The sequence below is a fragment of the Anaerococcus cruorum genome, assembly GCF_046365495.1.
Lineage (GTDB): Bacteria > Bacillota > Clostridia > Tissierellales > Peptoniphilaceae > Anaerococcus > Anaerococcus cruorum.
On sequence record NZ_JBGMEH010000002.1, the window covers coordinates 1 to 24,230 of the forward strand.

Sequence of the window (24,230 nt, forward strand, 5' to 3'; positions counted from 1 at the left end):
ACTTTAAATCTTGACTGGAAATATTGTTGAGAGACCTAACCCAATTTGCAAGGCAAATTGATGGTAGGTCCTCGTTCAGAGTGTCCCAACGGTTAAGGCCTATGGTCTTAAGCTTGGCAGACACTTACGAACCAACCGTATGGATAATAAATCCATATAATGGTAAGTTTAACTGAGCGGCTATTTAATAGGTTCATAAATACCAACCTAAACTTTAAAATTGGCAGGTTGGCTTCAGAACGAAATCAGTCCTATAGCGTGCGAACAGCATGTTTTCTATTTCGCGACATTTGACTTACCAACGAAAACAAGTTTTCAGGTTAGGTCAAGAAAATATAATATGGTGATGATGGCATGAGGGATACACCTGTTCCCATACCGAACACAGAAGTTAAGCCTCATTACGCTGATGGTACTCGGAGGGTAACCTCCCGGTAGAGTAAGAAATCGCCAAATAAATTAAGAGCTGGTCAGATGACCAGTTCTTTTTATTTACATAATACACCTGACACGAAAACCCACTTATTTTAGAAGCTCTTCTGTGCTAGAGCACTTCGTTTTCGGTATAAACATCCAAAATCAACAGGTGTTTATGTATACTGAACACATAAGTTAAGCTTACTAACGCCGATGGTACTCGGAGGGTAATCCGTTAAAACTCGTTTGCTAACGCAAACTCTCACGTGCTCCGCACTCAGTTTTAGCCTTAAATATGCCAAATCAAGGCATATTTAAGCCCGGTAGAGTAGGAAGTTGCTAAATAATTAAGACTTAGTCTATGGACTAGGTCTTTTTTAGTATAAATGCATATACCTGACACTAAACCAATTTGCTTTCGCAAATTCTTACGCTTTCATAAGATATGCAGAATCAAAGGATTCATGGTATGATGTGCTTAAACTTCAAATTTTTGTGTTAGAAAAATAAAAATTTATAATCCGGATAAGCCTAGCTTGTCTGGATTATTTTTTTAAAAATGTGTACGATAATTAAAGTATAATTAACTTTTATTAATAATATAAAAACGTAGGAGATATAGTCTTTTGCAGTCAGAAAATATGGGGGGGGGACTTATATGGATTTAAATTTAACAAGGCAATTAGAAAATGATTTTGACAATAATATAGAAACTTTACTTGATGGTAAAAATCACTTTATTTATAATGAACCCAATACTGATTTTTTGTATTACAACCAGGATAAGCTTGCTATTAATTGTGTGGGTAATTCTTTATTGGTTCGTTCTTTTGACAAAAGATTATTGGATGAATTAGAGGAAACTTATTTTGATTTTCCTGCTCCTTGGTTTATGGAAATGGACAATATTTTTAAATTACAAAATATTTTGAAAAAGTATGATATGTTTTTAAAAAATATGGGTCCTATTATGGCTCCTAGGCTTAATTTTACAAAGTTTGAAAGTGATTATGAATTTAAAAGAATTGATAAAAAGGATTATGATAAATTTAAGGGTTTAGTTAAATTTGCCTTTTCATGTGATGACGGGGCATCTGATGATAAGCTTGTCTTATCCTATTATGATGATGAAAAACTGATTGCTATTGCTGGAGTAAGTCGAAATTCAAAATATTTGTGGGATATTGGCGTTGAGAAATTTGATTTTTCTCCTAAATACAAAGAAGTTACTCCAATTTTAATCAATAATCTAGCTGTACTGGCAAACAAAGAAAATACTGACATTACAGTTATATATACTAGTTAGTTTTCTCATGTTAATTCTATAAATCTTGCAACTAGAGCTGGTTATCAATTTGCTTTTGCTTTTATCCTTGGTGGATAATTTAAAAAAGAGTCCCTTTTTGAGCTGCACCCCAAAATCCGGAATACGGATGGAGGGGTTTTTTCATGCCAAAATATACAAAAAAATTTAAAATTAAGCTAGTATCAGAATACTTATCAGGAGAGTATGGTGGTCAAAAATTAATTGCCAAAAAATATAAGCTCCCTAATTCAACAATGAAAAATTGGGTTAACAAATACAAGTCAGGAGGTTTTGATAACTTAATTAAAAAGCAAAATATCAATAAATATACTAGTGAATTTAAGTTATCTGTAATACAATATAGGCAAATCAATAATACTTCATACAGAGAAACCGCAGAATACTTTAATATCAGCAATGGATCAGTAATATGTAACTGGGAAAGAGCATATCGAGAACGTGGTTTGTCTGGGTTAGAAAATAACATAGGAAGGCCTAAGAAAGAAATGTCTAAATCAGATAAGAAAGCTAAGAATGAAAAACCGATAGAAGAGTCTGAAAGAGAAGAATTAATCAGACTTAGAGAAGAAAACAAATATTTAAAGATGCAAATACTATTCGAAAAAAAGTTTCAAGCCTTGCTACTGGAAGAGGAAGCAGAAGCAAGGAAAAAACAAAGATAATCCTTAAGTTTCTTAAAGAATATCCTGAAAGTAAAGCAAGTGAATGGATAAAAGTAGCTAAACTTCCTAAATCCTCATACTATGAATGGAAGATTAAATTAGAAAATCCAATAGACAAAGATAAGAAAGTCAGAGAAGAAATCAAATCAGTTGTTAAAGAAACTAAAGGTAGATATGGATACAGAAGAGTATGTAAAGTCCTAAGGAACAAAGGTTTAAGAGTAAATCATAAAAGAGTATTAAGAATAATGAGACAAGAAGGACTCTTATGTACTAAATTTAAAACTAGATCAAGGAAATACTCATCATACAAGGGACAAGTAGGTAAAGTAGCTCCTAATATAGTAAACCGTAACTTTAAAGCTAAAAAACCTAATAAGTTATGGTTAACAGATGTAACAGAATTTGGAATCAAAGAAAATGAGAAAAGACTTTATCTATAACCGATACTAGATGTATACAATAGTGAGATAATTAGCTATACACTAAGTCATAAGCCAACGATTAAACTAACAAATACAATGTTAGAAGAAGCAACTAAAAGAATAGAAGAAAGTAATGAACTAGTAATACACTCAGACCAGGGGTTTCATTATCAACATAGTTCATGGTCTAACAAGCTTAAGAAACTAAACATAAAACAAAGTATGTCAAGAAAAGGGAACTGTTTAGACAATTCACCAATGGAGAACTTCTTTGGTATACTCAAACAAGAAATGTACTATGGTGTAGAGTTTAAGAATTATAAACAATTAAGAAAAGAAATAGAATCATATATCAAATGGTACAACGAAGACAGGATAAAGACAAAATTAAACGGAATGTCACCTATTGTTTACAGATTACATTCCGCTTAAAATATTATTAAGTTATTCCGTGTTTACGGGTTCAGCTCATTTTGGGACTCTTTTTTGTTTTAATTTTCTAATTCATGGTCACTTAGGGTTGTTTCTGCTGTAAGCTTGTTGCCTTCTAATTCTTTAACTTTTGGTTTAAGGCTTAGGGCACATTTTTTAAGTAGCTTAACCTCTTTATCTATTTCAACTTCCACAGTTTTTTCAATCTGATTTTGCTCAAGATTACTTACATTAATTATATATTCTTCTTGGACATATTTAATTACACCCAGAGTCTTATCCTTAAGATTTCATTTGTAAGCATCAGCCTCCTCGCTAACTTCTAGGTCATCTTTCATATCCATTATAGCTTGAACTAGGCGGTGAGTCTGGTTTTATGTCATAGGATTCAATTTCGACATCTGAAACACTTGTTTCTTCTTCTCCGGGTAGTCTTTCTAAAATCATGGCACGGCTATCATCATTTTCAACAAATTTTATTTCTTGTAGGTAACCATTGCTCAATTCTTTTTTTGTATCACCCTTTATAATTTTTTGATTTTCATCATAAACTGGCTCTGCAATAAAGCTTGCATTTTCTGTTCTATTTGGATAGGTATCTTCTATATTTGTCTGCATATGAACTTTTATTACTTTAATATTTTCGTTTTTGATTTCTTCGAATAAGTCGTCTTTATCTATGGATGCTTGATCTAACTGATTTTTATCATTTTCTTCATCTTGATTTTCTTCCGAAGTTTTTAAGTCTTTATTATCAACTTCTTCTTTTTCTTTATCTTTGGAAACTTGATTGGATTCTTTATTTTCAGTAATTTTTTCCTTTTTATCAGTTACTTCATTTTCGGCTTCTGAGACAGTCGATTCATTTTTTATGTCTGGCTTTGAAGATGTATCTTGATTGTTACATGCTCCTAAAAAGCTAAGGGATAATAAAAGTAGTAAGGCCAACTTTATTTTGTTTTTCATATTTTCCTCCTTTCATTTTTGATAGAAATATTAAAAGATAAAGTAATATGTTAATTATAATCTATATACTTTAATATATAAACTTATTATTTCTATACCCGGATTAATTTTTTTAAAGCAATGATTTTAATTTTCACTAAAATAGGCATAGAAAAAGGCGATGTATTTCTACATCACCTTTAAGAGCTTATTTTATGAAGCAAATGAAACTATTGTTACAACTCCATCTTTTACTTCGATTTTTAATGCTAAACCTGAATCTTTAACTTTTTGGTAATATTCAACGAATTCTTCTTTTGAGAAGTATTCTGGTTCTGCAAGTCCACCAACAGCTTGAAGGGTTACATCATCGCTAAGCTTGAAATTGTAAGATGCATTTTCAGCACTTTCAAAATCTTCTGGATTTACCAAATAATCGATAGTTCCATCAACAGTTAATGTGTCGCCTTCAATTTTTAGATTTGCAAGATATGGAGAATTGAATTCTTCGTCACGTTCTCCATTTTTTGAAGATGCTAGACTAGAGAAATAAAGTCCATCACGCTCTTCGTATTTGATGTCATTATTTTCTTGGCTTTGCTCTTCATTTGATGCTTGGGCTTCTTCTTCTTTTTTTACATCAATTGTTGAATCTTTTTCTTCCTCTTTATCTGCATTTTGTGAGTCTTTTTCTTCACTTTTGCCAACAGATTCATTTTCTTTTGCAGCTTTGTTATTTTCGCTATCTTCTGTTATTGATTCTTCAATTATATCTTTATTTTCTTCACTTGCTTCTGTGCTTACGGCTTTATTTTCAGCTGCACTTGATTCAGGAGTTCCTGAGTTTGTACATGCGGCAAGGCTAACGGCCATGAAAGCTGCAAGTAGTGTTTTGTTAAAAGTATTAATTTTCATTTTAATCCTCCTTAACTTATTTTACCCTTTTTTTAGGAAAAATAAATCTAAAATTGATAATTTTTAATTTTGTTCACCAGAAACCATCATCAATTCATATAAAATCCCTTCTCTTACTTCTATAAAAAGGGACTCTTGTTCATCCTTGTTTTCATTGTAATATTTTATAAAATCCTCTGGGCTATGCTCACTTATGTCTGTACGGCCAATTCTTGAGAAAAAGTTAGAATTGTCGTTGATTTTAAATACGCTTATTTGATTGTCAATAGGGATTGTTCCTTCTTCAGATCGCATAGGCTCAGCATAGTCCAAAGATCACTTTACAATTAAATAATCCCCTTGAATTTCCATGTCGTAAACATTTGCCCAAGATCCGTCTGCTTCTCTTTCGCCTTCTCTGCCAGGGATTAGACTTGTAGTATAAGATCCATCATCAGTTAGATTTACAGCTTCTGGGATATTTATTTCTGTATTTTCATTAGAACTTTCTTCATTATCAGTAATTTCTTCTGGATTTTGATCAGTGTTTTGAGTATCTTCTTCTGTACTTTCAGCTTGTTGCTGGGCTTGATTTTCTGGGGAATTTGTATCTGCGGGATTTTCATTATTTGCACAAGCGGTAAAACTTGTAAACATAAGTGCCGCTAGCATTGTACTTTTCATTTTCCTAAATTTCATAAAATCCTCCTTAAAATATCCTTCAAATTATTTATATAAAATCTATACTATGATTTGTAACACAGATTTACCACTATTGCCTTTCCATTAAGTACTTCCACGAAAAGGGCAATTTGTTTGCCCTTAGTTTCCTCAAAAATTTGCTGGAATTCTTCTTGGCTGTGATTTTCTTGGGTGTAAGTATCTTGGACTTGGAATGAAGTACTTTGGTCAATTGTAAATACATTTTTTTGCTCATCTAGACTTTTAATATCATCATCAGATCCACCACTTGCTATAAATTGCAAAGGACCATCTACAGTTAGAGTGTCATCTTGGATTTTAAGTTTGTAATCCTGATATTTCTCACTACCTTCTTTACCTGTATCAAAGCTTGCAATATAAGTACCATCTTCAGTAAGATTAACACCACTTATATTGCTTTTATCACTTTCATCTTGATTTTCTGTAACATTTCCACTTTGAGATTCTTCTATTTTTTGCTGATTTTTACTAGATACTTGCATAGAATTATCATTAGCACCTTGATTCGCGCAAGAAGCCAAGCTAGCAACGATAATTGAAGCAAAAACTACATTTCTAAATTTTTGTAAAAGCATACCCTTCTCCTTCAAATGATAAGCACTATCAACCTATTATTACAGAAGATATATCCGCTTTGCAAAGAAAGTTAACTAGTAATTTTTCAAGGTAAAGTTTTATGATGGTTAAAAAATGCAAAAGTAGTTAATTTCTATCATTTATTTTTCTATTTTATGTTTATTATTAACGCACAAATATTTTACAAGTATTTTACATTGATTTGAAACTAAATTTATAAATAATAATTAAAATGTACACATAATAATTGATAAAGGAGAAAAATGTGGTCAATATAAAAAAATTATCAAATCTTGCTCTAAGTATACTTATGTTAGCAAGTTTTAGTGCTTGTGGTAATAATCAAACCACCACAAATGATATCGCTTCTGATTCAACAACTCAAACTGTAGAAAATAATAATACAGATAATACAGATAATAAAGAATCAAGTGAAGTAGCTACTGAAGATAATAAAGAAACATCTGAAACTACTAAAGAAAATAACGGAGAGGTAACTACAATTGAGTACTGGCATGTAAACGCCGAAACTCAAGGTGGAACAACTGTTGAAGAACTAGTAAACAAATTCAATGAAGAACATGATGATATCCAAGTAGTAGCTAGATTTAACCCAGATATGTATAAAGGGCTAATGCAAAATTTACAAGCTGAGCAAGCAGCTGGTAAGACACCTGATATTGTCCAAGTTGGTTGGGCTTTTCTTGAATACTTCTCAAATAACTTTGAGTATGTGTCACCACAAGATGCAATCGATCAATACGCACCAGATGACAAAGACTTCTTAACAGAAAATTTCTTACCTAACGTTCTTGATCTAGCTGTAAACAACAATGGAGACCAAGTAGGCATTCCATACTCTCTATCAAACCCTGTATTATATATAAATAGAGATTTAATGCAAGAAGCTGGCCTAGGCGACAAAACTCCACAAACTTGGGAAGAAATTAGAGAATATGCAAAAATAGTGACTGAAAAAACTGGAAAATATGGTTTCTATGAGCAAGAACCAGCTGACTTCTGGGCTCAACAAGCAATGATTGAATCAAATGGTGGAAAAATGATTGAATTAGTTGATGGCCAACCAAAAGCAGTTTTTGCAACAGAAGAAGGCTTTGAAGCTATGCAACTTATGGCTGATATGCTAAATGAAGATAAATCAGCAGCTCATCTTGGATTTGATGAAGGACTTCAAGCCTTTACTAATGGAGAAATAGCTTTGTACTACACAACAATAGCGAAAAGAGCTGCAGTAGAAAAGGGTGCTCAATTTAAAGTAGAAACAACACTTTCACCAACATTTGGAGATAAAGAAAGAAAGTTACCTGCAGGAGGATCAATGCTTGCAATCACAGCAAAAGATCCAAAACAGATTGCAGCTGCATGGGAATTTGAAAAGTTCCTTTATAGCGTAGAATCAATGGCAGCTTGGACTGAAGGAACTGGATATGTTCCTCCAAGAAAAGGTGTTGATGAAGATCCAAATGGACTTAAAGATTTCTTAGCTGAAAATGAACTCATGAAACCAGCTATAGAACAAATGCCATATGTAGCACCATGGGCTTCATTCCCAGGTGATGCAGGACTACAAGCTGAACAAATGCTTCTTGACATGAGAGATAAAATATTCGGCGGTCAACAATCAGCAAAAGATGCTATGACCCAAGCTCAAGAGGAAATTAACCGCATAATGGAGTAAAAAATGAAAAAACTTAAACCATATATATTAATGCTTCCGGCATTACTTGCTTTTGCAGTATTTGTCTTCGCACCATTTCTATATACCTTGTATTTAAGTTTTTTCGATTGGAATATGATTAAACCTACAAAGCAATTTGTAGGTTTATCTAATTATACACTTGTATTAAGTGATCCAATTTTACGAAAAATTTTTATAAATACATTTATTTATATAATTATTATGCTTTTGATGAATTTTGTCATTCCCTATATATTAGCCTTTATATCCCGTTTTATGATTAGTAAATTGCAAAATTTCTATAAAAAAGCATTCTTTCTGCCTTCTATATTGTCACTAGTTATAGGTTCAATACTTTTTGTCTGGATTCTAAACCCAGTAGCAGGACCTGTGGCAATCATTCTTAAAAAGATAGGACTTGCTATGCCAAATTGGTCAAAAACTGATGGTTGGGTAATAGCAGGGCTATCATTAATAGCTTCGTGGAAGAGTTTTGGATATAACTATATTGTTCTTTTGGGAGGAATATTGGGAGTAGACACTTCAGTAATAGAGGCTGCAAAACTAGAAGGAATTAGTAATTTTAAATTATTTACTGACATTGTAATACCAATGTCATCAGCAACAGGTATTTATGTCCTAATTACATCAATTGTTCAAGGACTACAATATATATTTACGCCGATAAAAGTGGTTACTCAAGGGGGGCCAAACTATGCTTCATCAAATTTGATTTACCAATCATATCATGAGGCTTTTGTGTATTATAGAACAGGAGTAAGTTCGGCTTTATCTATGATAACTATGCTTATTTTTGCTGTTTTATTATTCTTGGAATATAAATATATAGAAAAAGGAGTATATTATGAAAACTAAAAATGAATGGTTAACTCATCTAATTTTATTAATTTTCGTAATACTCATGATATTCCCAATAGTTTTTGCAATTTCAAATTCTTTTAAAACTATGCAAGAAAGTGCAAATAACATTATGGGCATTATCCCAGAAAATCCTACATTAGATTCATTTAAATATGTAGCTGAAAGACTTCCAATAAAAAAAATAATAGGCAATTCATTTTTTATTTCAACAACAGTTACTATTTTTAAACTTGTAACTAGCGTACTAGCAGCATATGGTCTAGTTTATTTTGACTTTAAAGGTAAAAATATTATCTATTTTCTAATGCTTATGACAATGTTTATACCATTTACAGTAACAATGGTTCCAAATTATCTAATGATCTCAAAACTTGGATTAGCTGATAAATTAATAGGGGTAGCTTTACCTCAGTTTGCTGATGTAGCAGGTATATTTCTAATAAGACAGGCTATGAGAACCATCCCAAAATCATTAATAGAAGCTGCAAAAATGGATAATATATCCGATTTTCATATTATGAAAGATATAGTTTTTCCTATTGTATCTCCAGCGGTAGTATCATCTGGCATAATGTTTTATATAAATTCGTGGAATGAATTTGTATGGCCAACCTTGATTTTAAAATCACGTGATAATTTTACTCTGCCACTTGCTTTACAAATGTTTATGTCTGCAGAAGGAGGAACTGATTTTCCTATTGCAATGGCAGTGTCAGTTATTACTATGAGTTTACCAATTGTTCTATATCTAATTTTCCAAAGATATATTATAGGAACCTATGCAAGTTCAGGAGTAAAATAGATGAAAGAAATTATATTTGATAATGTAGAAAAAAGATATGGGGACAATGTAGTAATACCCCATCTAAATCTAAAAGTAGAACCAGGTGAAAGAGTAATATTACTTGGTCCATCAGGCTGTGGAAAATCAACTACTCTAAGAATGATTGCAGGTCTTGAAGAAATTTCAGGCGGGAAATTAATCATGAATGATAGAGTAGTTAATGATGTAGCTCCTGGTGATCGCGACGTTTCCATGGTTTTTCAAAATTATGCCCTTTATCCTCATATGACTGTAAAAGAAAATATAACTTATGGTCTAAAAGCTAATAAAGTTGATAAAAGTGAAATTGAACGTAGGTTAAAAAATGTTTTGGATATGCTAGCTCTAGAAGAATATAGCGATAGAAAACCAAATCAATTATCCGGTGGGCAAAGACAAAGGGTGGCTCTAGCACGTGCAGTTGCTAAAAACTCATCCTATCTTTTATTGGATGAACCACTTTCAAACTTAGATGCTCAACTTAGGCTTCAAGCACGTCGTGAATTAGTCAGACTTCATGATAACTTTAATATGACCTTTGTGTATGTAACCCACGATCAAGTTGAAGCGATGACAGTTGCTCAAAAAATTGTTTTAATGAATGCTGGTAAAATTCAGATGGTTGGTAGTCCAGACGAAATTTATAACAATCCGTCTAATGTATTTACTGCTAAATTTATTGGTTCGCCTCCAATGAATGTATTCCTAGTATCTTTCGATGGGGGAGATTTAATTTTTGATCAAGAACGTAGAATTAAAGTAAAAGAAGAATTGTTACCATCAATTGATACAACTCCTAATAAAAAATATTACCTAGGAATTAGACCAGAAAACATAAAATTAGTAGAATCTGACACAGAGAACAGTTTAAGAGTTAAGGTAAAATATCTTGAAAACCTAGGTTCCATAACTGCTTATTATTTTGACTTGGCTGATGCAACTGCATGTCTTACATCAGAGAATCACTCAATAAGAGCGGGAGATGAAATAAATATAGCTTTTCCAGAAAAATCTATTAATCTATTTGACTATGATAGTCAGGAAAACATTACAAGGAGATAAGATGATTTATATAAGCACAAATATGTACAAACCAGAAAGTGTCATGAATGTAACAAAAATCCTAGATCATTTTGATAAAGATCAAGTAGGAATTGAATTATTTATTTTCAATAATTCAGAAGATTTCGTTAGCGAAGTTAATGGTAATATAGAAAAGTTAAAAGAATATTCTATCACTTTTCATGGACCATATTTAGAAACAGACCACAGTGCTCCTAAAGGAAGCGACTTGTATAATAGAACTATTGAACTTTATAAGCAATCATTAGAATTTGACAAATTACTTAATCCCAAATATATAGTTTTCCATACCAACAATAAAACTATAGAGGACAAAGAAGAAATGATAAAAAATGCCTTTGAAAACTTGGATGAAATTAAGGGCTGGTCTCAAACACCATTAGTAATAGAAAATGCAGGAGTAAGAAAAAATTCGCTATTTGATGAAGAAGAATTTATACAAACTCTAAGAATTAGGGAAGAAAATGCACTAATAGATATTGGTCATGTAAAAGCCAATGGTTGGAATTTAGAAAATATAATTGAAAAACTTTCAGAAAAAATTGTTTCCTACCATATCCATACAAATGACGGACTTCATGATCAACATTTAAGTGTATCGGAAGATTACGATGAATTAAAAGATTTTGTAAATTTATACAAAAAATATACACCAGATGCAGATATAGTTCTTGAGTACAATGCAACTTATGAAGGCAAAGAAGATATAGTTGTGGAAGATATTAAGCAACTGCTTGAATACTTAAAATGATCACCATAAAGAAAAATCTCTTTAAGAAACGAGCTTATATGAGCTCGTTTTTTAATTTACTTATTAAAAGATCCTTATAGACAATAAGTGACCTAAATGGTATAATAAGTTTTACCACACGAGAGATTCCATTAGTGAAAATATTTTGAGGAATTACTATGGATATTAGAGAAAAATTAGAGATTCTTGCGGATGCAGCCAAGTATGATGTATCTTGCTCATCTAGCGGATCTAATAGAAAAAATAAAAATAAAGGCCTAGGTAATGGGTCAATGGGTGGGATATGCCATTCTTATTCTGAAGATGGTAGGTGTATTTCGCTTTTAAAAATCCTTATGACCAATAACTGCATATACAATTGTGAATATTGCATAAATCGTAGGGAAAATGATACAAAAAGAGCTAGCTTTACCCCAGAAGAAATAGCAGATCTTACCATGAATTTTTACCGTAGAAACTATATAGAAGGTTTATTTTTATCTTCTGGAATTATAAAAAATCCTGATTATACTATGGAAAGATTGGTTAAAGTTGCAGAACTTTTAAGGTACAAATACAACTTTAATGGATATATTCATATGAAGGCCATCCCAGGAGCTAGCCAGGATTTGGTAAAAAGAATGGGGCTTTTGGTTGACCGTATGTCTATAAATATAGAACTACCTACTCAAAAAGCCCTATCACTTTTAGCACCTGAGAAAAAAATTGCTGACATAACAGGACCCATGAATAAGGTTAAAAACGAAATGATGGTTTATGGGGAAGATAGGAAAAAATTTAACCATACACCAAAATTTTTGCCAGCAGGTCAAACCACCCAAATGATAATTGGCGCAGGTCGTGAATCTGACCTAGATATAATAAAAACCAGTGAAAAACTATACCAAAATTATGCCTTAAAACGTGTGTATTATTCAGGTTTTGTTCCAGTAGTAAAATCAAAATTAACTGAAGGAATTGATAAAACTCCACTTTTAAGAGAACATAGGCTCTATCAAGCAGATTTTTTAATGAGGGGGTACAAATTTAAAGCAGCTGATTTGCTAACTACAAAAGATGCAAATTTTGATTTGGCAATAGATCCAAAGAGTAACTGGGCTATTAATAATATCGAAAGATTTCCCCTAGAAATAAATACCGCATCTTTCTATGATTTGATGAAAGTGCCTGGCTTTGGCAGAACTTATGCAAATCGCATAATAGAAGCCCGCCAATTTAGAAAACTTACCTACGATAGTTTGAGAGCCTTAAAAATTTCCACCAAAAGAGCCCAACACTTTATAACTGTAAATGGAGTCTATAGGGGACTAAGATTTAAGAATAAAAATGAATTAAAAACTCTAATGAGCGCTCCAGATAATAGCAATTACCAGCAATTATCTATGTTTGATGGGGTTTAAAATGATTTATTATTATGACGGGAGCTTTGATGGGCTTTTTACAGTTATATTTGAAAAGTACCAAGAAATTGGCAAGTGTGAGATAAAAACTAAAACTGACCAGGTGAACTTTTTGGAAAGCGAAACTATAAAAACTGACCTTGTAAAGGCTCAGAGAGTAATTATAGGAATTAAGGAAAATATAGGGGATGAATTTTTTGAAAATGCCTTTAAAGTTTTTAAATCAAACCACCCCAAAAAGGAAGAAGTCCTTGCTATTACTATAAAAAGTTGTCTAATCTATGGAAATGTATATCTATCTTCTCCTAAAAAAGCAGCGGTAACCTTTAGGTCAATAGTGAAAAACTTTAACCACGAAACCCATGCTTATAAAGGCTTTACTAGATTTAGAGAAATCCAAGATAGCTACTTGTTTGCAGAAATAGCCCCAGAAAATGATGTTTTACTTCATATCACCCAGCATTTTTTAAAAAGAATGCCTGCTGAGAAATTTATAATTTATGACAAAAATCGCAATAAAGCAAGTCTTTGTGAGTTTGGAAAATATGAGGAAGTTGAAATCTTGGAAATGAATGCAGAAGATAGCGATAAAGAAGCAATTTTTAAGGACGCCTGGCGAGGCTTTTATGAAGCGATTGGCATAGATGAGCGAAAGAATGAAAAATTAATGCAAGCAAATATGCCAAAAAAATATTGGAAATATCTGCCTGAAAAGAATTAAAGTCCTAGGATAATTCGTGGTATAGGATTAATTTAAGTTATATTTTGCCAAAGTCTTCAAAAAGGACTAGGTTAACCATAACCTAGTCCTTTTGAGTTTAAATATTTCATTTTACTTTTTATTTTACCAGCCTATTTTTTTATCATCATCTAGCTTTAGATTTCCTTTTTCAAGCTCAGAAAGTCCATTTTCTATGGTATCTAGCGCCTTGTCTATTTGATCTCTTGTTATTACTAGTGGTGGTTGGAATCTTAATACATTTCCCTTTACTGTTATCATTAAGACACCATTATTTTTTAAGTAGGTTATTAGCTTTGAAGCACTCTCTGTGTCGGGCTCCTTAGTTTTTCTATCCTTTACAAGTTCAACCCCACCATTTAATCCGTATATTCTTACATCACCTATTACTGGGTATTTTTCTTGCATTTTTTCAAAGCGTTCTCTGACATATTCCCCATCTTTTCTAGACTTTTCTACAAGTTTTTCTTCTTCTATCACGTCAAAGCTTGCAAGAGCAGCTGCACAGCAAACTGGATTTCCTGCTGTTGTAAATACATGGGCTGGTGCCTCTAGGCTATCCATTATTTCTTTTCTACCAACTATGGCAGAAAGTGGCATACCGGATGCTAGGGATTTTGCAGTTGTTAGTATATCTGGATCTATACCAAAATGCTCTATGGACCACATTTTCCCAGACCTAGCAAGGCCTTGGTTTATTTCATCTACTGCAAATACTATATTATTTTCTCTTGTAAATTGATATAGCTTATCCATATAAGCTTGAGGAGCCTTTAAAAATCCACCATCACCTTGGATTGGCTCTATTATTATTCCAGCTATTTCATCAACAGGTAAATAAGTATTTAAAGCATCTTCAAAATATGACCAATATCTATTTACTAGGTCTTCTTCACTCTCATTTTCCCTTCTGTCATAGCTATTTGGAAAAGGGATATATTCTACCCCTGCTACTAGGGGAGTCATCTTTCTTCTCATATTTAAACTTACTGCTGATAGGGTCATAGAGCCATATGTAGATCCGTGATAGGCACCTGTGAATGAAACTATGGTTTGTCTGCCAGTATATGCCCTTGAAAATTTCATCATAGCATCATTGGAATCTGACCCGGAGTTACCAAATATAACTCTTTTCTCAAAATCTCCTGGAGTTGATTCGATTAATTTTCTAGCCAACTCTTCAACCTTTGGATTGTAGAAGTAGGCAGGTGTGTAATGGAGTAAGTTTTCCATTTGTTTTCTCATGGCCTCTAAAACTTTTGGATGTGAATGGCCCACATTCATTGCAGAGGCAGTTGCTAAAAGGTCTATATATTCATTACCATCAAGGTCTTTTAATATAGCTCCCTTTGCAGAGGCTAAACATATGTCAAAATAGCGAATTTGACCTGCACTAGCATATACCTTATCAGCTTTTTTTACCATTTCCTTAGATTTCTCATTATTTCTTAATTCTTGCATGCTATTATCTCCTTTATATTTTATAAATTTCCTTCTTTTCTTTCTTTAAACTCTTTTACTATAAATAAAACTATCATTGCTATACCAAAATATCCTGTAAATGGATATACCAAACCAACTAGCCTACCAAAAGGAAGCTGGCCGCCTACTAAAGCTAGGAAGGCTACAAGGACTATTAATATATTTTTTGTGGATTTTTTTGTATCCTCTTTTGTAAGGGCGTTTGTAACGGTTAAAAGCATAGGGACAGATGTTGAAAATATGCCTGCTAATAAGATAATTACAAATATAAAACTAACCCAAGGACCCATTTTTTGCGCCAATGTTATAACTGGCACCTCTGCACCAACTAATTCATCAACATGGCCAAGCATAGCTAAATTTAGGGCAAAGGCTGCTGCCATAAGTCCAACTCCTCCAGCTATTCCGCCTATCCAAGCTTCTTTGTTACTGGTAACTTCTTTTGAACCAAGTTCGACCATAAAAGGGACTCCTGCTACTATATTGTAGGCTACAAATAATATTGACGCTAAAACCCAATAAGACCTAGAGTTACCAGCTCCATAAGGCAAGTTATTCATATTTTTTAAAGCTTGGTCGGCAGATGAAAAATTGCCGGGATTTGTTGCTAAAGTATAAAATGCTATTGATAAGGTAAATATTATAAGAAAAGGTCCTATCAAAGAGATTACATCTACAACTCTGGTCAAACCAAGTAGGGCAATGATTGTTATTAAAATAGTCATTGCTACTGTTCCTATTTTAGGATCTAGGCCAAAATATTGATTTAATGTAGCACCTGTCCCTGATATCATTACTATTGTAATTAGAAATGCAAAAAAGGGTGTGTAGTAGGTCATAAATTGACCAAAATATTTACCCAAATAATGAGAATATGGGCTAGAATTTTCCTTATTTCTTGTTCTGTATCCAAAAGACATTAAGATTCCAGATACACAAGAGCAGACAAACATGGCAACCAATGATCCGATTATCCCCCTATATCCATAAACTGTTAAAAACTGAAAAACTTCCTGGCCGGATGCAAAACCAGATCCTATCAAAAAAGCGATGACTGCACCTGCAACCCTCATAACATTTCTAAAACTTACTTTTTCATTACTATTTGATGATTCAAATACCTTTTTACTATCCATATTCTTTCCTCCTAAATTGTCATAAAAATAGCTCTCAACCTAGATAGAATGAGAGCTTCAAAAAGGTCCCATTCTTATTTTTAAAATCGTTAATAGGACCAATTTTGTTAATTATTTTAATGAAAATAACCAGTAAAATTAGCCTTTTATATGATGATATTAATAATGAGAACTAGGTTGTGATTAAAAACAAACATTTTTATTACCTCTTTGATATTTTTATTTAAAAGAAATTATAACTCTTTACAATAATAAAGTCAAATAATATTTCAAAAAAATAAATAATTATTTATAAAGCTTTAGTTTTATTGACTCCTTTACCTAAATTTAACCTATATTTATGCTATAATCAAAATAAAATAAAATGGAGGTAAATATGCGTGTTTTAGTTGTAGAAGACGATTTAGATTTATTAAATTTATTAGAAGAAGGTCTAAGCATGTATGGTTATGCTGTTGATAAAGCCAGTGATGGTGAGGAAGCTATCGATATGGCTTATATAGAAAATTATGATATTGTAATCCTTGATATAAATTTACCAAAAAAGGATGGATTTGAAGTATTAGATGAGATTAGAAAATTTAACCAAGAAGTAAATATTATTATGCTTACCGCTCGTTCTGATATAGATGATAGGGTAAAGGGTCTTGATTTTGGTGCTAATGATTATATGGTAAAACCATTTGATTTAAAAGAGCTTGATGCCCGTATGCGTGCCCTTTTACGTCGCAAATCTATAACAGAATCAACCATTCTTGAATCAGGAAATATGAAATTTGATACTATGACCCGTGAAGCTTTTGTGGGAGATGAAAAAATAAATCTGACTCAAAAAGAAACTGGGATTTTGGAATATTTATTCTTAAATAAAGAGCGTTTTGTATCTAGTGAAGAGCTTATCGACCACGTCTGGGACTCCAATGCTGATAGTTTTTCAAACTCAGTGCGTGTTCATATGTCATCATTAAGGAAGAAAATTAAAGAGATTAGCGGTGAGAATAAAATTCAAAATGTAATTGGTAAGGGCTATAGGATTTATGAAAGCTGATAAATTTTATAAGTCCATAGTTTTTAAGCTGATAAGTGCTGTTGTAATTATTTTTATAGCCATGATTAGCATAACAAACTACATGATCAACCAAAAGCAAATTCAGATGACTGAGGAGATGCTAAAGCAGATTGAAAAATATATGCCATCTTATAGTAATTCGGTAGTAGTAACGGTAAATAATGCTTATTTGCAATCAACAACAGATTTTAGGATATATACATTTGTTGTAACAGGAATTGTAATTATAATAGGATCTTTAATTTTTGCTCTAATAATTTCAAAAATCTTAGAACCCCTTAAAACTTTACAAAAAAACATTGCCAAAATCGATATAAATAAACCAGAAACTTTTTCTGAAAAACTTTTAATAGAGGATGGGTCTAGTGAAATAGTTGACCTATCAAAAAGTTTTAACCAACTTATGGCAAGGATTTATAGAGATTATAAAAAACAAAAAGATTTTTCAACAAATGTAGCCCACGAGCTGCGAACACCAGTGGCTGTTATGAAAGCTCAAGTAGACGTTTATAAGAGAAAGAACATCAGCCAAGAAGAGGCTGCCTTTGTAGAAAAAATTGATCAAAATATAGATAAGCTTAAAAGTTTAATAGAATCGGTATTGTTGTTTTCAAAAAATCAAGAACCAAGTATAAGTAAGGTTTGCGTTGGAACTTTAATAGAAGAGATTTTATTTGATTTAGAAGATAAGATTGCTAATAAAGACATAGCGGTAAATTTCATAAAAGATGAAGATTTATGTATCAATACTGACGATGCTCTTTTACAAAGACTTTTATTTAATATTATAGAAAATTCTGTCAAATATAATAGGCAGGGAGGGTCTATAGACATCCTAACCAAAGAAAATAGCAATCAAACTATAATAGAAGTATCAGATACAGGCATTGGAATGACTGATGAGCAAAAGGAGAGAGTCTTTGATCTTTTTTACCAAGCAGATGGTTCTAGGTCAGCAGAAGGATTTGGTATAGGTCTTGCCCTTTCTAAAGAAATTGTCGATGCTTTGGGTGCTAAAATTAGCGTTGTAGACGATAAACCCCAAGGTTCAAAATTTATTATTTCATTTTTAACAGAAAATTAATGTTTTATTTGCTATCATTATTTACGAGGTAAAGATATGATAGAAAAGGACAAAAAAATAATTAGTAGAATGTTGCTAGTTCTTTCTATAAGCTTTGTGGTATATGGAGCTTATAGAGGCGAAGTTAATAGTGTATTTACCAAGGCAATCAACCTGTGTTTGGAGTGTATCGGTATTGGATAAGATAAAAAATATTAAAAGATCCACCATCCAAGCCCTTACCGCCTTGGCCTACAATTTTCATATACCAAACTTTTTTAAGGGCAAAATTTATAGTGGTTCTACAAAAAAATTGTGCTTGCCAGGACTTAATTGCTACTCCTGCCCGGGAGCAGCAGGATCATGTCCAATAGGGTCCATGCAGGCAGTTATGGGGTCAAAAAAGTACAAGTTTTCATATTATGTTTTTGGTATGATGGCATTTTTTGGAGTAATGGTTGCAAGGCTTATCTGTGGGTTCTTCTGTCCCATGGGTTGGTTTCAGGATTTACTTCATAAAATTCCTAGCAAAAAATTCTCCACAAAAAAATTAAAACCCCTAAGATATATAAAATATATAATATTGTTCTCACTAATCATAGCCCTGGCCTTTATAGCGGGTGATAGATATGAAGTGATTCCTCCATATTTTTGCAAATATATCTGTCCCCAAGGAATAATCGAAGGAGCCATACCTCTTGCGATTAAAAATCCATCATTAAGGTTAGCTTTAGGAAGTCTGTTTAACCTAAAGCTTGGGATACTTATTGTGACAATAATATTATCAATTATATTTTATAGGCCATTTTGTAAGTGGATTTGCCCCCTAGGTGCTTTTTACTCATTCTTTAATAAATATTCATTTTACCAAATGGATGTAGACAAGAGTAAATGCATCGACTGTGGTAAATGTGAAAAAGTCTGCAAAATGGATGTAGATATTAGAAAAAATTCTAGCCACTTAGAGTGCATAAGGTGTCATGAATGTACAAAAGCTTGTCCGACCAAAGCCATATCTTCCTCTTTTATACAAAGGAGCGAAAATGAAAAAAGCAAATAATATTTATACTATTATAATGCTAGGCCTAGCCCTAGTAGCTTGTCAAAATAATGATAAGCCAGAAGATAATCAACCAACAAAAAACGATACTCAAGCTGAAATGCCTGCTGAGGATAAAAGTGATACTAAAAATGAAGGAAAATCAGATGATAATGAAGAAAAAGACAATAAAGAAATGTCTAAAGAAGCTGAAAAAGAAGAAAATAAAGAAGAGAGCGATTCAGCAAACACTAATGATAAAAAAACCCTTCCAAACTTTACAGCCAAAGACCAAGATGGCAATCCATATTCTAACAAAGATATAGAAAAAAATGATGCTACAGTAATCAACCTTTGGTTTACAGGCTGTTCAGCATGCATAGAAGAAATGGATGAAGTAAATAACCTTGCAGATGAGCTTAAAAAAGAAGATGGCGTAGACTTTGTATCTATGTGTACAGATGTAAACTACGATGACTCTACCAAAGAAGCCTATCAAAGAATTATAAAAGATAAAAAACCAACCTATAAGGCACTAGCAGTAGATTATGAAGGTGAAATGAAAGATTACCTAGAAAATATTTTCGTATATCCAACAACAATAGTAGTAGATAAAAACGGAAATATAATAGGCGATCCAATTGAAGGAACTCTAGTAGCTAAAGACCAACAAGGAAAGTTAAAAGAAAATATAAAAATGGCTATCGAGTCATCAAAAGCATCCTAAGGGGTGCTTTTTTATTCTTATAACAATTTTCATAACAGTTGATAATAATTATCGTTATCGGGTATAATAAATTATGGATAGTAAGTAGCTATATAATAAATTTTAAAATAATCCCATTAGGAGGCAATATAAATGTTAGAATTAATGGATTTACCATATGAATATGATGCACTAGAACCAGTTATCTCAAAAGAGACAATGACCTTCCACCACGATAAGCACCACCAAGCTTACGTAAATACAGCAAATGAGCTTTTAGAAGGAACAGGCTATGAAGAAAAGAAATGCCCAAAATGCTTATTAAAAGCCATTGATGAAATTACAGATGATGCTGATAAAAAACAAAAACTAATCAACAACCTAGGTGGAGTTTTAAACCACAACCTATTTTGGAATACAATGAAACCAGGTGGATCTAGTGAACCAGTTGGAGAATTAAAAGAAGCAATTGATAAAAAATTCGGCTCCTTTGAAAACTTTAAAAAAGAATTTGAAGCAGCAGGAAAGGGCCAATTTGGCTCAGGTTGGGCATGGCTTGTAATTAATGATGGAGAACTAGAAGTAATTTCTACAAAAAATCAAGACAACCCTATCCTAGAAGGTAAACAAGCTATCCTAGGCAATGATGTTTGGGAACACGCCTACTACCTAGACTACCAAAACGCTAGACCAAAATACCTAGAAGAATGGTGGAAAGTAGTAAACTGGGATGTTATTGAAGAAAGATACCAAAAAGGCGGTACTTGCAAATAATACCTTATAGTTAGAATTCCAAAACTACTGGTTATCCAGTAGTTTTTTTACATTACTTTGGTGTAAATTTATCATAGTATTACACTAATGTTAAAAGATGAAAAAATATTTGGAAAATACTTAAATCTATGATAAGATAAATAAAAACTTTGAAAACGTATTTTCTTTTGCACGTAGAAGTGATATTATATATTCTAATATAATTGAATTATATTAGATATATTTATTAGGAGAAATTTATGGGGCGTATTAAAAGTATTGGTCTTATACCAAAATTACTTATTGCAATTGCCTTAGGGGTTCTTGCAGGAGCAAATTTACCTATTGGTATTATTAGAGTAGCAGTTACGTTTTCAAAGATTTTTGGTTCATTTTTATCCTTTATTATTCCATTGATGATTTTAGCCTTTGTTACAAAGGGTATTTCTGATCTGGGTGAGGGAGCTGGAAAGCTTTTAGGTATTACAGTTTTGATTTCCTACCTATCAACACTTATAGCAGGTAGCCTATCATACATAATGGCAAGTAACGTTTTTCCAAAATTTATCAGTAGTGAACAAATAGATGCAATAGTATCTTCAAATGCAGATAAGCTAGAACCATATTTTACAGTGCCACTTACACCGTTTTTTGATGTAACAAGTGCACTAATATTTGCATTTATGATGGGAATTTCTATTTCTTGGCTAAAAAGAAATAATAGTGGAGATGTTTTATATAAGGCAGTATCTGAATTTAACGCAATTATTGTAAAGGTTTTAGAGGTAGCAATTATACCAATCTTACCATTTTTTATCTTTGGTAACTTTGCAGAAATGAGCTATCTAGGATCAGTAAGGGCTATTTTAGGGATATTCTGGAAGATATTTATATGTCTTATCCTCCTACATTTAGTATATGTTACTTTTATGTTTGTTATTTCAGGAGCTTACACAGGCAAGAATCCATCTGCTATGCTAAAAAATGAAGTAAAAGGATATATGACAGCTGTAGGTACCCAATCATCAGCAGCAACAATTCCAGTAAACTTACAATGTGCAGCAAATAATGGGGTCAGTAGAGAAATAGCAGACTTTGTTGTACCGCTTGGGGCAACAGTTCATCTGCCAGGATCTATGATAACCTTAACAGGATGTATATTTACCATCCTTTATATGTATAATTTGCCACACTCATTTGATATTATTATTAAATTGATTGTAACTTTAGGTATTGCAATGGTAGCAGCTCCTGGAGCGCCAGGCGGAGCAGTAATGAGTGCCTTACCATTTTTACCAATGGTAGGTATAGCACCAGAATCAGCTATGGCAGGATTATTAATATCTCTTTACCTGACCCAAGACTCATTTGGAACAGCAGCAAATATTTCTGGAGATGTAGCTATAGCAAATGCCGTTGATAAAATTTATAATAAAAAAATATTAAAAAACAAAAACTGGAAACCAATCCCAGTTATAAAAAATCCAAAATAATAAAAGATAACCTTTGTAAAAACTAAATCAAGCTAGCATAATATAATTGTGCTAGCTTATATTATTAAAAAAGATAAGGAGTAATTATGGCAGTAAATGCTTCAATATTTGATATTATAGGGCCAGTTATGGTAGGCCCAAGCTCTTCGCACACAGCAGGAGCGGCAAAAATTGCAAATGTAGCAAGAAAAATGGTAGATCCAGGCTTTAATGAAGTAGAATTTTATTTGCATGGATCATTTGCAAAAACTTATAAAGGACATGGTACAAACAGAGCCTTAGTTGGTGGAGTTTTAGGCTATGGTCCAGAAGATGATAGGATAATAAATGCCTTTGAATATGCTGATGAAGCAGGAATTGGTTATAAATTTATAGAAACAGATTTAGGAGAAGTTCACCCAAATACTGTTAGAATGGTATTTAAATACCCTGATGGTAGAACTCCAATAGATATCCAAGGATCCTCAATAGGAGGCGGAGCTATCGTAATAAATAAAATCTATGGTAACCCTATAGAATACTATGCTCAAAGACCAACCCTATTTATGGCCTATGGAGAGCAAAAAGGAATAATAGCCTTTGTTTCAAATATTCTTTATAGCAATGGTTATAATATCCACGAGATGAAAACAATAAAAGATGGCGATGATGTAATGCTAGTTTGTGAGCTAGATGAGCCACTAAATGAAGAAGCCCTTGAAACAATTAAAAACGGTAAAGACTTTACCTTTATTAAATATATAGATTAGGATAAAAATATGCTAACTAAATTTGAATTATTAAAAGAAAGATGCAAAAAAGAAAACGCTAGCCTATGGGAATTATCTGTTAAAGATGAGATGGAAAACACAGGCAGAAGCGAAGAAGAAATCTTTGAAAGACTACAAAGAACCCTAGATGTAATGAAAAAGTCATCCCATGCAGCCCTTGAAGTACCAGTAGTTTCAGTAACAGGTATGACAGGTGGTAATGCAAAAGTGATGAATGATTATTTTTTAAGTGGAGATACAGTTTTAGGAGATACCGCAGCAAAAGCTATGGCTATGGCTCTTTCTACAAGTGAAGTAAACGCAGCCATGGGACAAATTGTTGCAGCTCCAACAGCAGGATCATCAGGAATACTACCAGCAACGCTAATGACTATGTACCACAAATATGGTTTTGATGATAGAAAACTAATGGAAGCTATGCTAGTAGCAACTCAAATGGGTCAAGTAATCTTTGATAACGCAACATTTGCAGGAGCAGAAGGTGGCTGCCAAGCAGAAACAGGATCAGCTTCAGCAATGGCTGCAGCAGCAGTTTGTTACCTAAGAGGATATGATATAGAAATACAAGAAAATGCAGCAATATGTGCCTTATTAAACGTAATGGGACTTATCTGTGACCCAATAGGTGGTATGGTAGAATTCCCATGTAATATTAGAAATGCAAACGGAGTTATGAATGCCCTAGCAAGTGCAGATATGGCAATGGCAGGAGTAAAAGTATTTGTAACCTTTGATGAAGCAGTAGATGCAATGAAGAGAGTAGGAGATAGCCTACCAGCAGGCCTTCGTGAAACAGGAGAAGGCGGTATAGCAGTATGTCCATCAGCACTTAGACTTCGTGAAAAATATATTGATGGAACAAATTAGATAAAGATTAAATAAAAAAATGATTTTAATATCCCTAATGCCGCTGGTGTTGGGGATTTTTTAGTAAATAAACA

The 24,230-nt window shown here is 32.6% G+C and carries 28 protein-coding genes and 1 rRNA gene; 21 read left to right on the forward strand and 8 right to left on the reverse strand.

All coding sequences use genetic code 11. The features are described from left to right. Positions 1 to 339 precede the first annotated feature (339 nt). The 5 genes from rrf (at position 340) to ACCQ40_RS02370 (ending at position 3,263) form a co-directional block, all read left to right on the forward strand. Positions 340 to 456 (forward strand): 5S ribosomal RNA (gene rrf, locus ACCQ40_RS02350). Between the two features lie 619 nt (positions 457 to 1,075). Beyond that, positions 1,076 to 1,723, forward strand: coding sequence for a hypothetical protein (locus ACCQ40_RS02355; RefSeq protein WP_410032459.1), 648 nt, complete (start codon positions 1,076 to 1,078; stop codon positions 1,721 to 1,723). A 143-nt stretch (positions 1,724 to 1,866) separates the two neighbouring features. Next, on the forward strand, positions 1,867 to 2,406 hold the full coding sequence (locus ACCQ40_RS02360; protein WP_410032460.1) for a helix-turn-helix domain-containing protein: 540 nt from the start codon (positions 1,867 to 1,869) through the stop codon (positions 2,404 to 2,406). 110 nt (positions 2,407 to 2,516) lie between these two features. Then, positions 2,517 to 2,849, forward strand: a complete 333-nt coding sequence (locus ACCQ40_RS02365) for an IS3 family transposase (RefSeq protein ID WP_410032578.1) — start codon at positions 2,517 to 2,519, stop codon at positions 2,847 to 2,849. A 3-nt stretch (positions 2,850 to 2,852) separates the two neighbouring features. After that, positions 2,853 to 3,263, forward strand: a complete 411-nt coding sequence (locus ACCQ40_RS02370; RefSeq protein WP_410032580.1) for an IS3 family transposase — start codon at positions 2,853 to 2,855, stop codon at positions 3,261 to 3,263. 59 nt (positions 3,264 to 3,322) lie between these two features. On the opposite strand, the gene ACCQ40_RS02375 is transcribed toward ACCQ40_RS02370, so the two are convergent. The 6 genes from ACCQ40_RS02375 to ACCQ40_RS02400 form a co-directional block, all read right to left on the reverse strand. After that, entirely contained in the window at positions 3,323 to 3,457 is a 135-nt protein-coding gene (locus ACCQ40_RS02375; protein ID WP_410032461.1) for a hypothetical protein, read from the reverse strand. A gap of 133 nt (positions 3,458 to 3,590) precedes the next feature. Continuing rightward, positions 3,591 to 4,229, reverse strand: a complete 639-nt coding sequence (locus ACCQ40_RS02380) for a hypothetical protein (RefSeq protein WP_410024070.1) — start codon at positions 4,227 to 4,229, stop codon at positions 3,591 to 3,593. Positions 4,230 to 4,421: 192 nt separating this feature from the next. Then, positions 4,422 to 5,123, reverse strand: a complete 702-nt coding sequence (locus ACCQ40_RS02385) for a hypothetical protein (RefSeq protein WP_410032462.1) — start codon at positions 5,121 to 5,123, stop codon at positions 4,422 to 4,424. A gap of 63 nt (positions 5,124 to 5,186) precedes the next feature. Beyond that, on the reverse strand, positions 5,187 to 5,417 hold the full coding sequence (locus ACCQ40_RS02390; protein ID WP_410024068.1) for a hypothetical protein: 231 nt from the start codon (positions 5,415 to 5,417) through the stop codon (positions 5,187 to 5,189). A gap of 21 nt (positions 5,418 to 5,438) precedes the next feature. Then, entirely contained in the window at positions 5,439 to 5,801 is a 363-nt protein-coding gene (locus ACCQ40_RS02395) for a hypothetical protein (RefSeq protein ID WP_410024067.1), read from the reverse strand. 47 nt (positions 5,802 to 5,848) lie between these two features. Continuing rightward, the gene (locus ACCQ40_RS02400) at positions 5,849 to 6,400 is read right to left on the reverse strand and encodes a hypothetical protein (protein ID WP_410032463.1); all 552 of its coding nucleotides are present in this window, start codon (positions 6,398 to 6,400) and stop codon (positions 5,849 to 5,851) included. A 266-nt stretch (positions 6,401 to 6,666) separates the two neighbouring features. Between ACCQ40_RS02400 and ACCQ40_RS02405 the strand changes: the two genes are divergently transcribed. The 7 genes from ACCQ40_RS02405 to ACCQ40_RS02435 all read left to right on the forward strand — a co-directional run bounded on the left by ACCQ40_RS02405 (position 6,667) and on the right by ACCQ40_RS02435 (position 13,760). After that, positions 6,667 to 8,100: an ABC transporter substrate-binding protein gene (locus ACCQ40_RS02405; protein WP_410032464.1), complete on the forward strand. Its 1,434-nt coding sequence runs from the start codon at positions 6,667 to 6,669 to the stop codon at positions 8,098 to 8,100. 3 nt (positions 8,101 to 8,103) lie between these two features. After that, positions 8,104 to 8,976 carry a carbohydrate ABC transporter permease gene (locus ACCQ40_RS02410; protein ID WP_410024064.1) on the forward strand — a complete coding sequence of 291 codons (873 nt, stop codon included), beginning with the start codon at positions 8,104 to 8,106 and terminating at the stop codon, positions 8,974 to 8,976. After that, positions 8,966 to 9,784 (forward strand): carbohydrate ABC transporter permease, encoded by an 819-nt coding sequence (locus ACCQ40_RS02415; RefSeq protein ID WP_410024063.1) that lies wholly within the window; start codon positions 8,966 to 8,968, stop codon positions 9,782 to 9,784. Before ACCQ40_RS02410 ends, ACCQ40_RS02415 begins: the two co-directional genes overlap by 11 nt. Beyond that, positions 9,785 to 10,867 (forward strand): ABC transporter ATP-binding protein, encoded by a 1,083-nt coding sequence (locus ACCQ40_RS02420; protein ID WP_410032465.1) that lies wholly within the window; start codon positions 9,785 to 9,787, stop codon positions 10,865 to 10,867. It abuts the gene before it with no gap. 1 nt (position 10,868) lies between these two features. After that, entirely contained in the window at positions 10,869 to 11,639 is a 771-nt protein-coding gene (locus tag ACCQ40_RS02425) for a sugar phosphate isomerase/epimerase family protein (RefSeq protein WP_410024060.1), read from the forward strand. A 158-nt stretch (positions 11,640 to 11,797) separates the two neighbouring features. Further along, entirely contained in the window at positions 11,798 to 13,039 is a 1,242-nt protein-coding gene (locus tag ACCQ40_RS02430) for a putative DNA modification/repair radical SAM protein (protein ID WP_410032466.1), read from the forward strand. A gap of 1 nt (position 13,040) precedes the next feature. Continuing rightward, positions 13,041 to 13,760: a TIGR03915 family putative DNA repair protein gene (locus ACCQ40_RS02435; RefSeq protein WP_410032467.1), complete on the forward strand. Its 720-nt coding sequence runs from the start codon at positions 13,041 to 13,043 to the stop codon at positions 13,758 to 13,760. Between the two features lie 123 nt (positions 13,761 to 13,883). On the opposite strand, the gene ACCQ40_RS02440 is transcribed toward ACCQ40_RS02435, so the two are convergent. Both ACCQ40_RS02440 and ACCQ40_RS02445 read right to left on the reverse strand, forming a co-directional pair. Further along, complete coding sequence (locus ACCQ40_RS02440) at positions 13,884 to 15,239, reverse strand: aspartate aminotransferase family protein (RefSeq protein WP_410032468.1); 1,356 nt, start codon at positions 15,237 to 15,239, stop codon at positions 13,884 to 13,886. A gap of 20 nt (positions 15,240 to 15,259) precedes the next feature. Next, positions 15,260 to 16,396, reverse strand: a complete 1,137-nt coding sequence (locus ACCQ40_RS02445; RefSeq protein ID WP_410032469.1) for a YkvI family membrane protein — start codon at positions 16,394 to 16,396, stop codon at positions 15,260 to 15,262. A 376-nt stretch (positions 16,397 to 16,772) separates the two neighbouring features. On the opposite strand from ACCQ40_RS02445, the gene ACCQ40_RS02450 reads away from it, so the two are divergent. The 9 genes from ACCQ40_RS02450 to sdaAA all read left to right on the forward strand — a co-directional run bounded on the left by ACCQ40_RS02450 (position 16,773) and on the right by sdaAA (position 24,156). Continuing rightward, entirely contained in the window at positions 16,773 to 17,444 is a 672-nt protein-coding gene (locus ACCQ40_RS02450; protein WP_410032470.1) for a response regulator transcription factor, read from the forward strand. Next, a complete protein-coding gene (locus tag ACCQ40_RS02455) occupies positions 17,434 to 18,549 on the forward strand; it encodes a sensor histidine kinase (protein ID WP_410032471.1) in 1,116 nt (371 codons plus the stop codon). Before ACCQ40_RS02450 ends, ACCQ40_RS02455 begins: the two co-directional genes overlap by 11 nt. Positions 18,550 to 18,618: 69 nt before the next feature. Then, complete coding sequence (locus ACCQ40_RS02460) at positions 18,619 to 18,732, forward strand: CD1871A family CXXC motif-containing protein (RefSeq protein WP_463049203.1); 114 nt, start codon at positions 18,619 to 18,621, stop codon at positions 18,730 to 18,732. Beyond that, a complete protein-coding gene (locus ACCQ40_RS02465; protein ID WP_410032473.1) occupies positions 18,725 to 19,588 on the forward strand; it encodes a 4Fe-4S binding protein in 864 nt (287 codons plus the stop codon). Before ACCQ40_RS02460 ends, ACCQ40_RS02465 begins: the two co-directional genes overlap by 8 nt. Next, positions 19,572 to 20,294: a redoxin family protein gene (locus ACCQ40_RS02470; RefSeq protein ID WP_410032474.1), complete on the forward strand. Its 723-nt coding sequence runs from the start codon at positions 19,572 to 19,574 to the stop codon at positions 20,292 to 20,294. Before ACCQ40_RS02465 ends, ACCQ40_RS02470 begins: the two co-directional genes overlap by 17 nt. A 132-nt stretch (positions 20,295 to 20,426) precedes the next feature. Continuing rightward, positions 20,427 to 21,047 carry a superoxide dismutase gene (locus ACCQ40_RS02475; protein WP_410032475.1) on the forward strand — a complete coding sequence of 207 codons (621 nt, stop codon included), beginning with the start codon at positions 20,427 to 20,429 and terminating at the stop codon, positions 21,045 to 21,047. Positions 21,048 to 21,286: 239 nt separating this feature from the next. Then, positions 21,287 to 22,519: a dicarboxylate/amino acid:cation symporter gene (locus tag ACCQ40_RS02480; RefSeq protein WP_410032476.1), complete on the forward strand. Its 1,233-nt coding sequence runs from the start codon at positions 21,287 to 21,289 to the stop codon at positions 22,517 to 22,519. Between the two features lie 86 nt (positions 22,520 to 22,605). Beyond that, the gene (gene sdaAB / locus ACCQ40_RS02485; RefSeq protein WP_410032477.1) at positions 22,606 to 23,268 is read left to right on the forward strand and encodes an L-serine ammonia-lyase, iron-sulfur-dependent subunit beta; all 663 of its coding nucleotides are present in this window, start codon (positions 22,606 to 22,608) and stop codon (positions 23,266 to 23,268) included. 9 nt (positions 23,269 to 23,277) lie between these two features. Continuing rightward, positions 23,278 to 24,156, forward strand: a complete 879-nt coding sequence (gene sdaAA, locus ACCQ40_RS02490) for an L-serine ammonia-lyase, iron-sulfur-dependent, subunit alpha (RefSeq protein ID WP_410032478.1) — start codon at positions 23,278 to 23,280, stop codon at positions 24,154 to 24,156. The last annotated feature ends 74 nt before the right edge of the window (positions 24,157 to 24,230 follow it).

Bases quoted from the DNA above. Each gene is read 5' to 3' on its own strand.
- ACCQ40_RS02420 (WP_410032465.1), top strand. From the start codon at position 9,785: ATGAAAGAAATTATATTTGATAATGTAGAAAAAAGATATGGGGACAAT.
- ACCQ40_RS02415 (WP_410024063.1), top strand. From the start codon at position 8,966: ATGAAAACTAAAAATGAATGGTTAACTCATCTAATTTTATTAATTTTC.
- ACCQ40_RS02445 (WP_410032469.1), bottom strand. From the start codon at position 16,396: ATGGATAGTAAAAAGGTATTTGAATCATCAAATAGTAATGAAAAAGTA.
- ACCQ40_RS02440 (WP_410032468.1), bottom strand. From the start codon at position 15,239: ATGCAAGAATTAAGAAATAATGAGAAATCTAAGGAAATGGTAAAAAAA.
- ACCQ40_RS02385 (WP_410032462.1), bottom strand. From the start codon at position 5,123: ATGAAAATTAATACTTTTAACAAAACACTACTTGCAGCTTTCATGGCC.
- ACCQ40_RS02355 (WP_410032459.1), top strand. From the start codon at position 1,076: ATGGATTTAAATTTAACAAGGCAATTAGAAAATGATTTTGACAATAAT.
- sdaAB (WP_410032477.1), top strand. From the start codon at position 22,606: ATGGCAGTAAATGCTTCAATATTTGATATTATAGGGCCAGTTATGGTA.
- ACCQ40_RS02395 (WP_410024067.1), bottom strand. From the start codon at position 5,801: ATGAAATTTAGGAAAATGAAAAGTACAATGCTAGCGGCACTTATGTTT.
- ACCQ40_RS02430 (WP_410032466.1), top strand. From the start codon at position 11,798: ATGGATATTAGAGAAAAATTAGAGATTCTTGCGGATGCAGCCAAGTAT.
- ACCQ40_RS02360 (WP_410032460.1), top strand. From the start codon at position 1,867: ATGCCAAAATATACAAAAAAATTTAAAATTAAGCTAGTATCAGAATAC.
- ACCQ40_RS02470 (WP_410032474.1), top strand. From the start codon at position 19,572: ATGAAAAAAGCAAATAATATTTATACTATTATAATGCTAGGCCTAGCC.
- ACCQ40_RS02460 (WP_463049203.1), top strand. From the start codon at position 18,619: ATGTTGCTAGTTCTTTCTATAAGCTTTGTGGTATATGGAGCTTATAGA.
- ACCQ40_RS02390 (WP_410024068.1), bottom strand. From the start codon at position 5,417: ATGCGATCTGAAGAAGGAACAATCCCTATTGACAATCAAATAAGCGTA.
- ACCQ40_RS02425 (WP_410024060.1), top strand. From the start codon at position 10,869: ATGATTTATATAAGCACAAATATGTACAAACCAGAAAGTGTCATGAAT.
- ACCQ40_RS02435 (WP_410032467.1), top strand. From the start codon at position 13,041: ATGATTTATTATTATGACGGGAGCTTTGATGGGCTTTTTACAGTTATA.
- ACCQ40_RS02450 (WP_410032470.1), top strand. From the start codon at position 16,773: ATGCGTGTTTTAGTTGTAGAAGACGATTTAGATTTATTAAATTTATTA.
- ACCQ40_RS02480 (WP_410032476.1), top strand. From the start codon at position 21,287: ATGGGGCGTATTAAAAGTATTGGTCTTATACCAAAATTACTTATTGCA.
- sdaAA (WP_410032478.1), top strand. From the start codon at position 23,278: ATGCTAACTAAATTTGAATTATTAAAAGAAAGATGCAAAAAAGAAAAC.
- ACCQ40_RS02455 (WP_410032471.1), top strand. From the start codon at position 17,434: ATGAAAGCTGATAAATTTTATAAGTCCATAGTTTTTAAGCTGATAAGT.
- ACCQ40_RS02380 (WP_410024070.1), bottom strand. From the start codon at position 4,229: ATGAAAAACAAAATAAAGTTGGCCTTACTACTTTTATTATCCCTTAGC.
- ACCQ40_RS02410 (WP_410024064.1), top strand. From the start codon at position 8,104: ATGAAAAAACTTAAACCATATATATTAATGCTTCCGGCATTACTTGCT.
- ACCQ40_RS02475 (WP_410032475.1), top strand. From the start codon at position 20,427: ATGTTAGAATTAATGGATTTACCATATGAATATGATGCACTAGAACCA.
- ACCQ40_RS02400 (WP_410032463.1), bottom strand. From the start codon at position 6,400: ATGCTTTTACAAAAATTTAGAAATGTAGTTTTTGCTTCAATTATCGTT.